Annotated in this window: 14 protein-coding genes and 2 riboswitches; of the genes, 6 read left to right on the forward strand and 8 right to left on the reverse strand. The window is 71.5% G+C overall.

From position 1 onward, the window contains the following. Position 1: 1 nt before the first annotated feature. The 4 genes from ACWGKQ_RS31375 to ACWGKQ_RS31390 all read right to left on the reverse strand — a co-directional run bounded on the left by ACWGKQ_RS31375 (position 2) and on the right by ACWGKQ_RS31390 (position 3,968). Positions 2 to 1,000, reverse strand: coding sequence for an ABC transporter permease (locus ACWGKQ_RS31375; RefSeq protein WP_453295379.1), 999 nt, complete (start codon positions 998 to 1,000; stop codon positions 2 to 4). A gap of 473 nt (positions 1,001 to 1,473) precedes the next feature. Then, on the reverse strand, positions 1,474 to 2,265 hold the full coding sequence (locus ACWGKQ_RS31380) for an enhanced serine sensitivity protein SseB C-terminal domain-containing protein (RefSeq protein ID WP_453295380.1): 792 nt from the start codon (positions 2,263 to 2,265) through the stop codon (positions 1,474 to 1,476). A gap of 166 nt (positions 2,266 to 2,431) precedes the next feature. Then, positions 2,432 to 3,223 (reverse strand): enhanced serine sensitivity protein SseB, encoded by a 792-nt coding sequence (locus tag ACWGKQ_RS31385; RefSeq protein ID WP_453295381.1) that lies wholly within the window; start codon positions 3,221 to 3,223, stop codon positions 2,432 to 2,434. A 76-nt stretch (positions 3,224 to 3,299) separates the two neighbouring features. Then, complete coding sequence (locus ACWGKQ_RS31390; protein WP_453295382.1) at positions 3,300 to 3,968, reverse strand: AAA family ATPase; 669 nt, start codon at positions 3,966 to 3,968, stop codon at positions 3,300 to 3,302. Positions 3,969 to 4,157: 189 nt separating this feature from the next. Further along, a riboswitch (glycine riboswitch) is annotated at positions 4,158 to 4,256 on the forward strand. Then, positions 4,257 to 4,366: riboswitch (glycine riboswitch) on the forward strand. Between the two features lie 57 nt (positions 4,367 to 4,423). Here ACWGKQ_RS31390 and gcvT point away from each other — a divergent pair. The 5 genes from gcvT (at position 4,424) to ACWGKQ_RS31415 (ending at position 8,989) form a co-directional block, all read left to right on the forward strand. After that, positions 4,424 to 5,551, forward strand: a complete 1,128-nt coding sequence (gcvT, locus tag ACWGKQ_RS31395; protein ID WP_453295383.1) for a glycine cleavage system aminomethyltransferase GcvT — start codon at positions 4,424 to 4,426, stop codon at positions 5,549 to 5,551. Positions 5,552 to 5,648: 97 nt separating this feature from the next. Further along, positions 5,649 to 6,026 carry a glycine cleavage system protein GcvH gene (gcvH, locus tag ACWGKQ_RS31400; RefSeq protein ID WP_453295384.1) on the forward strand — a complete coding sequence of 126 codons (378 nt, stop codon included), beginning with the start codon at positions 5,649 to 5,651 and terminating at the stop codon, positions 6,024 to 6,026. 24 nt (positions 6,027 to 6,050) lie between these two features. Next, positions 6,051 to 7,313 carry a serine hydroxymethyltransferase gene (gene glyA, locus ACWGKQ_RS31405; protein ID WP_453295445.1) on the forward strand — a complete coding sequence of 421 codons (1,263 nt, stop codon included), beginning with the start codon at positions 6,051 to 6,053 and terminating at the stop codon, positions 7,311 to 7,313. A 56-nt stretch (positions 7,314 to 7,369) separates the two neighbouring features. Further along, entirely contained in the window at positions 7,370 to 8,737 is a 1,368-nt protein-coding gene (locus ACWGKQ_RS31410; RefSeq protein WP_453295385.1) for an L-serine ammonia-lyase, read from the forward strand. A gap of 39 nt (positions 8,738 to 8,776) precedes the next feature. Beyond that, positions 8,777 to 8,989, forward strand: coding sequence for a hypothetical protein (locus tag ACWGKQ_RS31415; RefSeq protein WP_453295386.1), 213 nt, complete (start codon positions 8,777 to 8,779; stop codon positions 8,987 to 8,989). 133 nt (positions 8,990 to 9,122) lie between these two features. On the opposite strand, the gene ACWGKQ_RS31420 is transcribed toward ACWGKQ_RS31415, so the two are convergent. Genes ACWGKQ_RS31420 through ACWGKQ_RS31435 form a run of 4 tightly spaced genes read right to left on the reverse strand, consistent with a single transcriptional unit; the run spans position 9,123 to position 13,841 of the window. After that, positions 9,123 to 10,463 carry a methylaspartate mutase gene (locus tag ACWGKQ_RS31420; protein WP_453295387.1) on the reverse strand — a complete coding sequence of 447 codons (1,341 nt, stop codon included), beginning with the start codon at positions 10,461 to 10,463 and terminating at the stop codon, positions 9,123 to 9,125. Beyond that, positions 10,460 to 10,960, reverse strand: coding sequence for a cobalamin B12-binding domain-containing protein (locus ACWGKQ_RS31425; RefSeq protein WP_453295446.1), 501 nt, complete (start codon positions 10,958 to 10,960; stop codon positions 10,460 to 10,462). The genes ACWGKQ_RS31420 and ACWGKQ_RS31425 overlap by 4 nt, the downstream gene beginning before the upstream one ends. Positions 10,961 to 10,965: 5 nt before the next feature. Then, positions 10,966 to 12,210 carry a type III PLP-dependent enzyme gene (locus ACWGKQ_RS31430; RefSeq protein WP_453295388.1) on the reverse strand — a complete coding sequence of 415 codons (1,245 nt, stop codon included), beginning with the start codon at positions 12,208 to 12,210 and terminating at the stop codon, positions 10,966 to 10,968. Next, the gene (locus tag ACWGKQ_RS31435; protein WP_453295389.1) at positions 12,207 to 13,841 is read right to left on the reverse strand and encodes an AMP-binding protein; all 1,635 of its coding nucleotides are present in this window, start codon (positions 13,839 to 13,841) and stop codon (positions 12,207 to 12,209) included. The genes ACWGKQ_RS31430 and ACWGKQ_RS31435 overlap by 4 nt, the downstream gene beginning before the upstream one ends. A 313-nt stretch (positions 13,842 to 14,154) precedes the next feature. On the opposite strand from ACWGKQ_RS31435, the gene ACWGKQ_RS31440 reads away from it, so the two are divergent. Then, a complete protein-coding gene (locus ACWGKQ_RS31440; protein ID WP_453295390.1) occupies positions 14,155 to 14,391 on the forward strand; it encodes a phosphopantetheine-binding protein in 237 nt (78 codons plus the stop codon). The last annotated feature ends 23 nt before the right edge of the window (positions 14,392 to 14,414 follow it).

A 14,414-nucleotide genomic window follows, 5' to 3' on the forward strand; every position in this document is an offset into this window, starting at 1 on the left:
GTCAGCGGCTGCGCGGGTCGAGAGCATCGCGGAGACCGTCACCGAGCAGGTTGAACGCCAGCACGGTCACGAAGATGGCAAGGCCGGGCACGATCATGTACTCGGGATCGACCTGGTAGAACGTCACCGCGTCGCGGAGCATGCCGCCCCAGGACGCCTGCGGGGGCTGGATGCCGACGCCGAGGAAGCTGAGGGACGCCTCGAAGAGGATGTTGGTCGGGATCAGCAGCGTCGAGTAGACGATGATCGGGCCGACCAGGTTGGGCATCAGCTCGCGGAACAGGATGTACGGGCCCTTGGCACCCATGCCGCGGGAGGCGTCGACGAACTCGCGCTCCCGCAGGGCCAGGGTCTGGCCACGCACGATCCGGCCCAGGTAGGGCCAGTTGAAGAAGCCGATCACGAAGATGAGCACGCTCAGGTGCAGCGGCAGTCCGTTCAGGCCGAACGCGCCGCCCTGGAGGGTGGCGGAGATGGCGATGGCGAACAGCAGGAGGGGGAAGGCCAGGAAGGTGTCCATCAGCCGGCTGATGACCGAGTCCACGCGACCGCCGTAGTAACCGGCGACGACGCCCATGATCGCGCCGATCACGTTGGACAGGATGGTCGAGCCGAAGGCCACCACCAGCGACACCCAGGATCCTTCGAGGATGCGGGTGGCGATGTCACGGCCGAACTTCGGGTCGACGCCCAGCGGGTGGTCGAGGCTCATGCCGCCCCAGCCGCCGTTCGGCAGCGAGGTGTTGGCGTCGATCAGGTTCTGGTGGAAGGCGTTGGGGTCGAGGCCGAACAGGGCCTGGATGGGCCGGGCGAGAACCGCGAGAAGAATCAGCAGAACGACAACGATGCCGCCGGCCACGGCGACTCTGTCCTTCTTGAACCGGGTCCAGGCGATCTGCCCGAGGGAACGGCCCTCGATCTGACCCTTGCCGACACCTTCCAGCACAGCCTCCGGCTGCGCCTCGGATGCCGCTCCGGTGGTCTCGATCGGTGCGGTCACTGTGACCCGACCCCTCTCGCCGGCGGTAACCGGCCTACGCCAGCCGCGGATTGCGGCTTTGTCGACTTGCACGCTCACGGGGTTTAAACCTCGTGTCTGACTGGCGAGTCTTCAGCTTCGCCGCGATCACCCGCCAGATCTGACGGAGAAAGTATGCGCAACCGTGATGCAGTCCGAGGGATTCCGTTATCCGAACGATGGGTAACAGGAGCCGGACGGCATCAATCACCCCAAGAAGGGCGCAACTTGCCTATTTCGCCTTCATCTACGCGCGAAGAGCGGTCAGGGTGACCGATCGACGACTCCGGGTGAGAGTGGTGCACGTCACATGACGGAGAGTGGTCTCCGATTCACCATGGGAGGCCACTCTCCTCCCTGCCCACAGGAACGGACATTCGACGCAATCCCGGGGCGGCGCGAGTCTAGCGGAAGTGGAATGTGAGCGTCATGTGAGGGTGTTCGCGAGCGACAGGTCAGTACCGGGGCGGCGGATATCCGTATCCCCCGGCCGGCGCCGGCGGCAGTGCCGCGTGTGCCTCGCGGTCGTAGAACGGCCGTGCCGTCGCCCGCATCCACATCACGACCGGGTCGTACTCGTCGGTCATCGCCACCGTCGACACCGGCAGCCCGTCCGGCACCGCCCCGATCGACTGCTGCATCATCGCCCGCACCGAGTCCACGGCCGGCGGCGACGTGTCGTACACGTCCAGGCCGATCGCGAGATACGGCGCCCCGAGCGCCGGCTGCACCCAGGCGCGGCGCAGGGAGCGGACCGCGGAGGTGCGGTGGGCGTTCTGCGTGAGCAGCGCGTAGAACTGCGGGACCTCGATGGCCGGTTCGGTGAGCCGCAGCGGGCCGGCCGGCTGGCGGTCCAGGCCGGTGGCGATGCGGCGCAGGTCCAGCCAGGGGATGCCGACGCCGCCGCCCGGGGCGTGCGGGTTGAGCCAGAGGCCGAAGTGGTCGGGGTAGAGCGTGCGGGCCACGTCGACGCCGTCGACCACTTCGTACGAGCGGTTCCAGCCGCTCGCGGAGAGTTCCTGGGCCGAGGTCACGCAAGGGGCGTAACCGTGGCCGTCGACCTCCATGTTCCCGTACTGGGCGTCGGGGGAGCCGGCCTGGCCGTGCCAGAGCAGCATCCAGATCTGGCCGGAGGCGGGCGTGGCGAGGGCGCGGAGGAGTGCCTCGTAGGCGTCGTAGCGCCCGGGGGTTACCTGGCGCAGCATGTGCTCGACCTGTCCGGTCGCCGCGGTGCCGCTGGCGCTCACGTGTTACCGCCCCTTCATCTGGTGCCCCGCGTTTGGAGACAGCTTAAGCGCCAAGGGGGGTGGCGCCGGTTGTCCGTCGGCGGGTGCGGGTCGTCGGTGGCTGGTCGCGCAGTTCCCCGCGCCCCCGGGTCGGCTGCCCCCGGGTCGGCTGCGCAGGAAGGTGACTTCAGTGGCCGTACTGATAGAAGGGGCGGACGTTGTCGCGCATCCAGTGGCCCACCGGGTCGTCCGCCACGTCGAGCAGGACGAGGTTGACCGGCCACCGCACCGGCGCCCTGCCCAGCGCCCTGCCCAGTGCCTCCAGCGGCGCGGCCCGCAAGTCGCCCTCCCACTGGGAGAGTTCGACGCCCACGAACATCACCGGGTCGGCCGTCTCGACCGCGGCCAGGCAGCGGCGGGCCGTGGCGACCACGCCCGTCTGGGCGAACTCGGCGGACGCCGCGGCCAGGAAGTCCATCGGGTCGTCCTGCCAGTCCGGTTCGAAGAGGCGGACCCGGCCGCCGGAGGCGGGGCCGTCCAGTTCGGTGCGGAGGGCCCGGCAGAGCTGGGCGACCCCGTCCGGCGGCAGCGGGACGCCGACCACTCCGCCGGGGTTGACGGCGATGCCGACCTGCGGGGGCAGGCCGCGGGCGAACTCGACCGCCGGGGCGATCGTGTACGACAGGTGGGAGCCGGCCACCTGACGGAACTGCTCCTCCGAGCTGAAGACCGGTACGTACACCTGGCCCTCGATCTCCGTGGTGGGCAGGTCCAGCGGGCCGCTGTGCGGGCCGCCGCCCTCCGGCAGCGGGATCCACAGGAAGCTCCGGGCCAGTACCTCGATGAGCCGGCCCGCCGCCGCGGGTACGCCGAGGGAGGCCGACAGGACCTCCTCCAGTTCGTTGCCCGGCCACCCGCCGTGCGGGTGGGGGTGCGCCTGTGCCGGGAAGTCCGCGGGAATGTCCGCCGGGAAGTCCATCTGCCTACCGCCTGCTGGAAACCACTGCTGAGGCTGGAAAGGCTAGCGGGTGACACCGACAAAGCCATCAGCCGATTCAGCCCGCGAAGCCGATCCGGCGCAGTACGTCCGCCGCGTCCCGGTCGAGGAGCACCGCCGAGCCGATGCCCTCGGGCAGTTTCCCCTTCTCGACCGCGCGCAGCAGCCGGCCCGCCGCCGCGCGGTGGCGCAGGAAGGCGCACCGGGAGACGCCCCGGCCGCGCTCGCGCTGGCCGTCCAGTGCCGTGCCGGCGGTGACGTCCAGGAGGAGCAGGTGCAGGGTGCCGCCGCGGCGGCGGGCCGCCCGGGCCAGCCAGTCGCGTACCCAGGCCTGGGTGCCGCAGTCGTGCACGACCACGCCCTCGCCGGTGCCCAGGGCCCGGCGCAGCCCCGCGTAGTGGGCGAGGCGGACCAGCGGGCGGTAGACGGCGTACGGCAGGAGGCGGGCCAGGCGGGCGTCCCAGCGGTCGCGGGTGTCCTGGGAGTCGATGCGGATGCCCTGGACGGTGCGGTGCATCAGGGTGGACTTGCCGCTGCCTGGCAGCCCGGTGACCACGACCAGGTCACGGGGGCCGAAGAGCAGGCCGTGCGGGCTGTGCCCGGCACGGTCGCGCAGATCGCGGACGACCGGTGCGGGACCCTCGCCGCAGCGCTCGCGGGCCGGGGCCGTCGGCTGCTGGGGCAGGGCGATGCCCGTCGTCGTCGCGTATGCCGTGGTCCTTGTCACCGTGACCGTCCTCCCTGGGGGTTCAGGAAAGGTTCTCCCCGCTTAATGTAAAGAGAAGGTAATGCACGGCGTCTCGCGGTTCCGTCCGCATCCGGCCACAGCCTCGTCACAGAGGGCGGCGGCCTGTCCGCCCTGCCGTCTCCCGGGGCGGCGTGCAATGATGTGCGCGCCAACTGCATACCGGCCGCTTGAATCCGCGCGGGAGAGTCCCCAGCCGTCTTCGCTGGGGCGCCGAAGGAGCAAGTCCCTCCCTTGAATCTCTCAGGCCCCCGTTACCGCGCGGGCGAGGCACATCTGAAAAGCGGGCCGCTGTGTCAGTGGCTCCACCCAAGGTGCAAGCCGTGACCACATCCGTGGTCGGGGCGAACCTCTCAGGTTCCGATGACAGATGGGGAGGACAGACCTCGCCTGTCATGCCTGTCATGCCCTTGGGACCTTTGGGAGACGACCGACCGATGAGCAGTACCGATTCCGCCGCCCCGCGCCGCACCGCGCTCGATGCCCTGCACCGCTCGCTCGGCGCGACCATGACCGACTTCGCCGGCTGGGACATGCCCCTGCGCTACGGCTCCGAGCGCGACGAGCACGTCGCGGTGCGGACCCGGGCCGGGCTCTTCGACCTCTCCCACATGGGCGAGATCACCGTGACCGGACCGCGGGCGGCCGAGCTGCTGAACCACGCCCTGGTCGGCAACATCGCCTCCGTCGGCGTGGGCCGCGCCCGCTACACCATGATCTGCCGGACCGACGGCGGCATCCTCGACGACCTGATCGTCTACCGGCTCGCCGACACCGAGTACCTGGTCGTCGCCAACGCCTCCAACGCCCAGGTCGTCCTCGACGCCCTGCGGGACCGGTCCGCCGGCTTCGACGCCGAGGTGCGGGACGACCGGGACGCGTACGCCCTGATCGCCGTCCAGGGCCCCGAGTCGCCCGGCATCCTCAAGGCGCTCACCGACGCCGACCTGGACGGCCTGAAGTACTACGCCGGGCTGCCCGGCACCGTCGCCGGCGTCCCGGCGCTGATCGCGCGCACCGGCTACACCGGCGAGGACGGCTTCGAGCTGTTCGTGAAGCCGGAGCACGCCGTGCGGCTGTGGCAGGCGCTGACCGAGGCGGGTTCGCCGGTGGGCCTGGTGCCCTGCGGGCTGTCCTGCCGGGACACCCTGCGCCTGGAGGCGGGCATGCCGCTGTACGGGCACGAGCTGAGCACGGAGCTGACCCCCTTCGACGCCGGGCTCGGCCGGGTGGTGAAGTTCGAGAAGGAGGGCGACTTCGTGGGGCGCGAGGCGCTTTCCGAGGCCGCCGCCCGTGCGGAGCAGAACCCGCCGCGCGTCCTGGTCGGCCTGGTCGCCGAGGGCCGCCGGGTGCCGCGCGCCGGCTACCCGGTCGTCGCCGCCGGCGAGGTGATCGGCGAGGTCACCTCCGGCGCCCCCTCCCCCACCCTGGGCCGGCCGATCGCCATGGCGTACGTCGACGCGGCACACTCGGCGCCGGGCACCGCGGGTGTCGGCGTGGACATCCGGGGCAACCACGAGCCGTACGAGGTCGTGGCGCTGCCGTTCTACAAGCGCCAGAAGTAGCCACCGGCGTGACCCCGCGCACATCGCCGCAGGTCACGCACGCCTCCAGCCTTCCCCCCTTCACCAGCACTTCCTCGCGTACAGGAGAATTCAGGCCATGAGCAACCCCCAGCAGCTGCGTTACAGCAAGGAGCACGAGTGGCTGACGGCCGCCGAGGACGGCGTGGCGACGGTCGGCATCACGGAGCACGCGGCCAACGCGCTCGGTGACGTCGTCTTCGTCCAGCTCCCGGCGGTCGGCGACACGGTGACCGCGGGCGAGTCCTGCGGCGAGCTGGAGTCGACCAAGTCGGTGTCCGACCTGTACGCGCCGGTCGACGGTGAGATCACCGCGGTCAACGAGGACGTCGTCGAGGACCCGTCCCTGGTGAACTCGGCCCCCTTCGAGGGCGGCTGGCTGTTCAAGGTGCGCGTCACGGAGGAGCCGGGCGACCTGCTCTCCGCCGACGAGTACACCGCCTTCACCGCCGGCTGAGGAGTCGTAGAACGGATGTCTGAGTTGTCGCTTCTGAACACACCCCTGCACGAGCTCGACCCCGAGGTAGCCGCCGCGGTCGACGCCGAGCTGGTGCGCCAGCAGTCCACCCTGGAGATGATCGCCTCGGAGAACTTCGCTCCGCTGGCGGTCATGGAGGCGCAGGGCTCGGTCCTCACCAACAAGTACGCCGAGGGCTACCCGGGCCGCCGCTACTACGGCGGCTGCGAGCACGTCGACGTCACCGAGCAGATCGCCATCGACCGGGTGAAGGAGCTGTTCGGCGCCGAGTACGCCAACGTGCAGCCGCACTCCGGTGCCTCCGCCAACCAGGCGGCCCTGTTCGCGCTGGCCCAGCCCGGCGACACCATCCTGGGCCTGGACCTCGCCCACGGCGGCCACCTCACCCACGGCATGCGGCTGAACTTCTCCGGCAAGCAGTTCAACGTGGTCGCCTACCACGTGGACGGCTCCGGCCTGGTCGACATGGCCGAGGTGGAGCGGCTCGCCAAGGAGCACCGGCCGAAGGTGATCATCGCGGGCTGGTCGGCGTACCCGCGCCAGCTGGACTTCGCGGAGTTCCGCCGGATCGCCGACGAGGTCGAGGCGTACCTGTGGGTCGACATGGCCCACTTCGCCGGCCTGGTGGCCGCCGGTCTGCACGAGAACCCGGTGCCGTACGCCGACGTGGTCACCTCCACCACCCACAAGACCCTCGGCGGTCCGCGCGGCGGCATCATCCTGGCCCGCAAGGACTTCGCGAAGAAGCTGAACTCGTCCGTGTTCCCGGGCTTCCAGGGCGGTCCCCTGGAGCACGTGATCGCGGCGAAGGCGGTCTCCTTCAAGGTCGCCGCCTCGGCGGACTTCAAGGAGCGCCAGCGTCGTACGGTGGAAGGTGCGCGCATCCTGGCGGAGCGGCTCACCGCCGCCGACGCCCGCGAGGCCGGTGTGAACGTCCTGTCCGGCGGTACGGACGTCCACCTGATCCTCGTGGACCTGCGCGAGTCCGAGCTGGACGGGCAGCAGGCCGAGGACCGTCTCCACGAGGTCGGCATCACGGTCAACCGCAACGCCGTCCCGAACGACCCGCGGCCGCCGATGGTCACCTCGGGTCTGCGGATCGGCACCCCGGCGCTGGCCACCCGCGGTTTCACGGCCGAGGACTTCGCCGAGGTCGCGGACGTGATCGCCGAGACGCTGAAGCCGTCCTACGACGCGGCGGCCCTGAAGGCCCGGGTCCAGGCCCTGACCGACAAGCACCCGCTGTACCCCGGCCTGAACAAGTAGTTCCCTGGTGGGGGCACCCGACGACGTGTGCCCCCACCCTCTTTGGAGGAGTTCCCGTGGCCATCTCGGTCTTCGACCTGTTCTCGATCGGCATCGGCCCGTCGAGCTCCCACACCGTCGGCCCGATGCGCGCGGCCCGGATGTTCGCCCGCCGCCTGCGCAACGAGGACCTGCTGCCCTCCGTCGCCTCCATACGCGCCGAGCTGTACGGCTCCCTCGGTGCGACCGGCCACGGCCACGGCACCCCGAAGGCGGTGCTGCTCGGCCTGGAGGGCGCCTCGCCGCGCACGGTGGACGTGGAGACCGCTGACGACCGCATCGAGACGATCAGGGCCACGCGCCGCCTGACTCTCCTCGGCGAGCACGAGATCCCGTTCTCCTTCGACGACGACCTGAAGCTGCACCGCCGCAAGACCCTCCCCTACCACGCGAACGGCATGACCCTCTGGGCCTACGACGCGTCCGGGGCCGAGCTCCTCGCCAAGACGTACTACTCGGTCGGCGGCGGGTTCGTCGTCGACGAGGAGGCGGTCGGCGCGGACCGCATCAAGCTGGACGACACCGTCCTGAAGTACCCCTTCCGCACCGGCGACGAGCTGCTGCGCCTGACGCAGGAGACGGGTCTGTCGATCTCCGCGCTGATGCTGGAGAACGAGCGGGCCTGGCGCACCGAGGACGAGATCCGCGAGGGGCTGCTGGACATCTGGCGGGTGATGCAGGCGTGCGTGTCCCGCGGCATGTCCCGTGAGGGCATCCTGCCGGGCGGGCTCCGGGTGAAGCGCCGGGCCGCCGTGACCGCCCGCCAACTGCGCGCCGAGGGCGACCCGTTGGCGCACGCGATGGAGTGGATCACGCTCTACGCGATGGCCGTGAACGAGGAGAACGCGGCCGGCGGCCGGGTGGTGACCGCGCCCACGAACGGCGCGGCCGGCATCATCCCCGCCGTCCTGCACTACTACATCAACTTCGTCCCGGGCGCCGACGAGGACGGGGTCGTCCGCTTCCTGCTCGCCGCCGGCGCGATCGGCATGCTCTTCAAGGAGAACGCGTCCATCTCCGGCGCCGAGGTCGGCTGCCAGGGCGAGGTCGGCTCGGCCTGCTCGATGGCGGCGGGCGCACTCGCCGAGGTCCTGGGCGGCTCCCCGGAGCAGGTCGAGAACGCGGCCGAGATCGGCATGGAGCACAACCTCGGCCTCACCTGCGACCCGGTCGGCGGCCTGGTCCAGATCCCCTGCATCGAACGCAACGGCATGGCCGCGGTCAAGGCGGTCACCGCGGCCCGCATGGCCATGCGCGGCGACGGCTCCCACAAGGTCTCCCTGGACAAGGTCATCAAGACCATGAAGGACACCGGCGCCGACATGAGCGTCAAGTACAAGGAGACGGCCCGGGGCGGGCTGGCGGTGAACATCATCGAGTGCTGAGGGGATGGGCCCTGCCCGGCGCGTGCGTGTCTTTCGGCGGTGTCGGGGCCTTCCCTCGGGACGGTGGCCGTCCGGCTGATGTTCGGAGCGATCGGAGCGGTCGCGTTCCAGGAACCCTTCCGCGCCAACGCGCTCTGGCGCGGCATGGGCGTCACACTCGCCGTACAGCACGTGACGATGATGCGCCGCAGGACCGAGGCCCCGCTGCGGGCCGCGCAGCCCGAGGCGCGGGCTCAGGTCGCCGAGAAGTGACCGCGCCGTCGCCGACCCGGACCGCGGCCGTGGAGCAAGGGGATACATCGCCGGAGCGTGGCGGACGGCCCACAGGTGCGTCAAGCACGAGGAGACGGCGCGCGGGGGGCTCGCGGAGAGCATCTCGAGACGCTCACTCCGGGGTGGTGGCACCGTCCGGGAGAGCGGCGGTGTCGAATCTCCTGCGGATGTAGGTCAGGTCGGCCAGGAGGCCGCTCGAGGTCAGGGGGCGGGAGCGGCGGGGTCCCGTCGCGGGCCCGAGGGGCAGGGAGCCGGTGTTCTCCCAGCGCAACCAGCCGTCGGTGTCGATGTAGCTGCGGGTTCTGCCCTGGTTGTCCGGGTGCAGGCAGTAGGGGATGTCCAGGTAGCCGTTGCGGAAGGCGAGCAGCAGTGCCCGGGAGAGGTCCGGGTGCAGGTTGAGGACCGCTTCGACCAGTGCGGCGGCCTCGCGGTACGTGGCGGTGTCGGCCGCCCCCGCACCCGAGGGGCCGAAGGGCGCGGGCGTGACCGCGGCCACGGCGCCCGCGTGCTCCAGCGCCTCGACGTTCTCCTCGACGGTCGGGATGCGCAGGGACTCGGCGGTCGTCTTGACGATGAGGCGTTCCGCCCCGGTCCGCACCGCCAGCGCGGCGGCCTGCGCGCCCAGACTCCTCGCACCGTGGGGGGTTTGGGGATAGACGCCCATGTAGGCGTAGACGACGACATGCCAGTCGTCGGTGGGCAGCAGTTCGGCGCACAGCCGGCGCAGGGCTGCGACGGCCTCGTGGTCCTGGGCGGCGGAGGTCTGCTGTGCATAGCTGACGGACACGCTGCGCACCCCGTGCCGGACGAAGAACAGCGCCTCCAGCACGCTGATCGCCACCAGCTGGCTCGGCGGGCAGAGCTGGCCGAGCATGCAGCCGCCGAAGGTCTCCAGATGCGGTTCCAGACCGGACTCGCGCAGCGCCGCATACAGCTCGCAGGCGGTCGCCCACTCGGCGATCGAGTCGGCGAGCGGCGTCCTGCCGTACGGCAGGCAGTACGAGACGGGGCCGCCCTCGCTGGCGTCCAGCCGCAGCTGTGCCAGCGTGCGGAAGATACCCACCGGACGAGGGGATCCGTGCCTGACCTGGACCGGGAACCGTTCGTCCCGGATTCCGGACAGCATCTGTTCGGTGACCCGGGCCGGGTGGTTCACGATGGGGTAGCCGTTGAGGGCGACGCCGTCGCGCAGGGCGCTCGCGGCGGCCTCCAGCCGGCCGACCCGGGTGTGGGCGTCGAGCGTCACGGTGCCCACGGTCCGCGCCCGCGCGGCCCGGGTCGCGGCCAGCCCGGCGCGCATCGCCCGGGGATCGCCGAACCCCATGCGCGGCTGTACGACCAGGCGGCCGTTGCCGCCGTGTGCCCGGACGAACGCGCCGAAGCCGACGGGCCGCCCGGTGTCCGGCGCGGCGGGGCCGGCGCCGGACACCGGGCGCAGGGAGTGCGCCGTCATACCGGGACGCCCATCGTGTCCTCGGTGTGCCACCGGGGGGCGAGGGCCCGGTCCGCGGGGGCGTCCAGGGCGGCGACGAAGCGCCGGAAGGCCGCGAGGGTGCCGGCGCCGTCCTCGAAGACCGCGTCGAAGCCCGCGGCCAGCAGCTCCGCCGCGTGCGAGGCCGTCCCCCCGTCGATGCCCAGCTTTCCGCCGATGGCGATCGGGATGCCGGCCGTCAGGTCGTCCGCCCGCAGCCGTCGGATGACGCGCAGACCGTCCTGGTGGCCGTGGCCGTTGACGCTGCTGATGACGACGGCCGCCGGGCGGATGTCCCGGCACTGCTCCAGCAGCAGGTCGTCGGGCACGCACGGGCCGAGGTTGACGACGTGGTGGCCGAGTTCCTCCAGGAGCAGTTGGAGGAAGACCAGGTTCCAGGTGTGGGAGTCGGACGCCACGGTGGTGACGACCACCGTGGGACACGAGCGGCGGGGGCGGGCGTCGGAGCGCTCCTGCATGCCGGTCACCGCGGCGGCTCCACGCTCCGGTAGGCGCGGCTGCGCTCGATGCGGGAGACGGACACGACCTCGTCGCCGTCGACCACGACTTCCACCGGCGAGGGCCGGCCGAGGAACCCCAGCAGGCTCGCGGTGGGCCCGTAGGCGCCGGTGTTGGGTACGCGGACGAGGTCGCCGGGGGCCGGCGAAGGCACCGTGACGTCCCGCCCCAGGATGTCGCCCGGCGTGCACAACGGCCCCACCAGGCTGACCTGTTCGGTCGGTCCGTGCGGCTCCACCTCCACGGACACCGGAAGCAGCCGGCCCAGGCCGGACATGCCGCCGAAGACGTTGATGCCGCCGTCGAGGATGACGAACTTCTGGCCCCTGCTGACCTTGACGTTGCTCACCGAGGTGATCAGGGTGCCGCTGTCGCCCACGAGGTAGCGCCCGGATTCGACGGCGATCCGCGGCCGGCCCTCCCGCCAGCCGGGGAAGCGCAGGTCGAGGGCGGCCGCCAGCTCCCCGGACAGCTTCGGGTACGCGGCCCGGTCACCCGTACGTCCGTAGGGGACGGAGAACCCGCCGCCGATGTCCAGCAGCCGCAGCCGCAGTCCGAGGTCGTCCTGGATGCGCGCGGCGGTCTCGATGGTGTGCCGGAACTCTCCGATCAGGGCCTCCTCGTCGCGTGCGTTGCTCTGCGAGAACAGGTGCAGCCCCGCGATCGAGGTCCCCGGTACGGCCTTCAGCGCGGCGGCGGCCTCGGGGAGTGTCTCGCTGTCGATGCCGAACTGGCTGGCCCGGCCGGTCATGCGGACCCCGGTGGCGGCGCTGGCCGTCGCGCTGTTGATCCGCAGCAGGCAGTCCGCGACCACCCCGTGTGCCGCCGCCGCGGCGCCGATGTGCTCCAGGTCGGTGAGGGACTCGGCCGAGAACAGGCGCACACCGCCGGCGACGGCCTCGTGGAGTTCACCGGGGGTCTTGCCGGGGCCGGTGTAGAGGATGTCACCTCCCGGGTAGCCGGCGTCCAGGGCGGTGGCCAGTTCGCCGGTCGAGCTGATCTCGGCCCGGCAGCCGGGGCCGGGACCCTCGCGCAGCGCCCGTACCAGGTCCGGGTGCGGGTTGGCCTTGAAGGCGTAGTAGATGTGGACGCCCTCCGGCAGCGCCCGGAACAGGTCATGGCGCGCGGCGCGTACCCGGGACAGGTCGTAGACGTACAGCGGGGTTCCGTGGCGTTCGGCCAGTTCGTCGTGGCCCGGCGGGACGCTCATGCCCTGCTCCCGTCGATCAGTTCGGCGAGTTGCCTGCGGGCGTTCTTGCCGTGGAGAGTGAGCGGGAACTCGGACAGGACCCGGCATTCGGCGGGCATCTTGGCGACCTCCAGGCGTTGCATCAGCTCTCTGGTGACCGTCCGGTGGCTCAGGTCGCTCTCCACGAACAGCGTCAGGTCGTGCCGGTCGTCCGGGGGCAGCGCGGCGGCGGCCCGTACGCCGGGGATGTCGAGCGCCGCACTCTCGATCTCGACGGTGCTCATCCGGAAGCCCTTGCGTTTGAACATGTCGTCGCGGCGGCCCTGGAAGTACAGGTACCCGTCCGCGTCCAGGCTGCCGTAGTCGCCGGTGTGCAGCCGCGTGCCACCGCCGGCCGGGCCGGGCCGGAAGCCGCGGGCGGTCGCCTCGGGGTTGCGCCAGTAGCCGTCCATCACGTGCGGTCCGGTCACGACGATCTCCCCCGTCTCACCGGGCGGCAGGACCCGGCCCGCCTCGTCGAGGATGAACACCTCGGTTCCGGGCAGCGGGCGGCCGACGCTGTCCGGGCGGCACAGTTCCTCCTCCGGTGGCATCACGGTGATCCGCTTGGCCTCGGTCTGCCCGTACTGGCGCACCACCTGCGCGCCGGGGAACAGTTCCCGCAGGGCGGTGCCGGTGGCAGCGGGCAGCGCGGCACCGGTGTTGGTGAACATGCGCACCGGTGGCCGGGGGCCGGTGTCCCGGCGCGCGAGACTGATGATCATCGTGGCCAGGGACGGGACGACGGGCACCACGGTCACCGCCGTCTCGCGCATCCTGCGCAGCAGGGTGAAGTCCGACTCGCCGTCGGCGAGGACGATCTCGCAGCGGGCGACGCAGGTCATGAGGACCTTGTACAGGCCGTAGTCCCAGGACATCGGGAAGCGGCAGAAGACGACGTCGTCCGCCCGGTAGCCGAGTGCGCGGACGAGTGCCGTGGCGGCGAACACCACGGCGGAGTGCGGGCACACCACGGCTTTGGGGGCGGCGGTGCTGCCGGAGGTGTAGATGAGCGTCGCCACGTCGCTCGGCACCGCCCGGCCCGCCGAAGCCGATACCGAAGCCGATGCCGATACCGAAGCCGATGCCGGCGATGCCAAGCCGGTCGGTGCTGCCGTCGGGCCCGGCTCCGCGTCGCCCGCCCCCTCGGCACCGGCACCGGCATCGAGCGCCGGCCGTACCTCCGCCACGTCGTGGACGGGCGCGGTGGTGACGGCGCGCAGACGCGCCACGCCCTCGGTGTCGGTCAGGACGAGGGCCGGCTCGGCGTCGGCGACGACGGACCGCAGGTGGAAGGGGGTCATCGCCGGGTTCAGGGGCACCAGGGCCGCGCCGAGCCGCACGGTGCCGAAGAACATGGCGACCAGGTGCCGGCTGCTCGGCAACCGCACCAGTACCCGGTCGCCCCGGCGCACCCCACGGGCCGCCAGCCAGTCGGCGAACACATGGCTGGACCGGGCGAGTTGGGCATACGTCCAGGCTCCGGCGGCGTCCCGGACGGCGGGCCGGTCGGGGGCGTCGGCGGCGGCCGCGTCGAGCAGACCGTGTACCAGCCCGCCGGCGCCGAAGCCGTCCGCCACTGGCTCGGGGATCACATTCGGATGGGTGGTCATTCCGCTCTCCGATCTGCCGGTCCGGCGGTGGCGCGCCGGGTTCGACGAGGTTGCGCGAGCACGTGCCCTGGGGTGACTCGCCCTTGGGTGACGTGCCCTGGCCGAGGTGCCGCCTGGTACGTGGTGCGCAGCCAGCACACCATCGCCGCCTGACAATCCGCTCACCGCCGCCTATCGACGCGCTAGCCCGGCAGCTCGGGGGCGTCCCGGGGGCTGCGACCAGAGCTTCGGTAGCCGCAGAGGACCGGATCGTTAGGACCGGCTGCTGTGCTGGTGTCCGACGCCGGAGCCTCCAGAAAGGGCGGTTTGACCCATGACGACCAGAGAGAGTGTGCTGGCCGGCATCGCCAGGCGGGTCGGTGACCAGCCGATGACCGAGACCAGCGAACTGGTGGCGCTCGGAGTGGATTCACTCCTCCTGCTACGCCTCATCGCCGACTTCGCGACGGACGAGACGCAGGAGATCGACCCGCACGCCCTCGCCGAGATCGTCACGGTCGGCGACCTGGCGGACTTCCTCAGCAGGTGGAACAGCGGCATCCCTCAGTAAGCGCGTCCCGATCCGGCAGGAGC

The sequence above is a fragment of the Streptomyces sp. NPDC054770 genome (assembly GCF_053611985.1).

Bases quoted from the DNA above. Each gene is read 5' to 3' on its own strand.
- ACWGKQ_RS31430 (WP_453295388.1), bottom strand. From the start codon at position 12,210: ATGAGCGTCCCGCCGGGCCACGACGAACTGGCCGAACGCCACGGAACC.
- ACWGKQ_RS31385 (WP_453295381.1), bottom strand. From the start codon at position 3,223: ATGGACTTCCCGGCGGACATTCCCGCGGACTTCCCGGCACAGGCGCAC.
- ACWGKQ_RS31420 (WP_453295387.1), bottom strand. From the start codon at position 10,463: ATGACGGCGCACTCCCTGCGCCCGGTGTCCGGCGCCGGCCCCGCCGCG.
- ACWGKQ_RS31435 (WP_453295389.1), bottom strand. From the start codon at position 13,841: ATGACCACCCATCCGAATGTGATCCCCGAGCCAGTGGCGGACGGCTTC.
- ACWGKQ_RS31440 (WP_453295390.1), top strand. From the start codon at position 14,155: ATGACGACCAGAGAGAGTGTGCTGGCCGGCATCGCCAGGCGGGTCGGT.
- gcvH (WP_453295384.1), top strand. From the start codon at position 5,649: ATGAGCAACCCCCAGCAGCTGCGTTACAGCAAGGAGCACGAGTGGCTG.
- ACWGKQ_RS31425 (WP_453295446.1), bottom strand. From the start codon at position 10,960: ATGCAGGAGCGCTCCGACGCCCGCCCCCGCCGCTCGTGTCCCACGGTG.
- gcvT (WP_453295383.1), top strand. From the start codon at position 4,424: ATGAGCAGTACCGATTCCGCCGCCCCGCGCCGCACCGCGCTCGATGCC.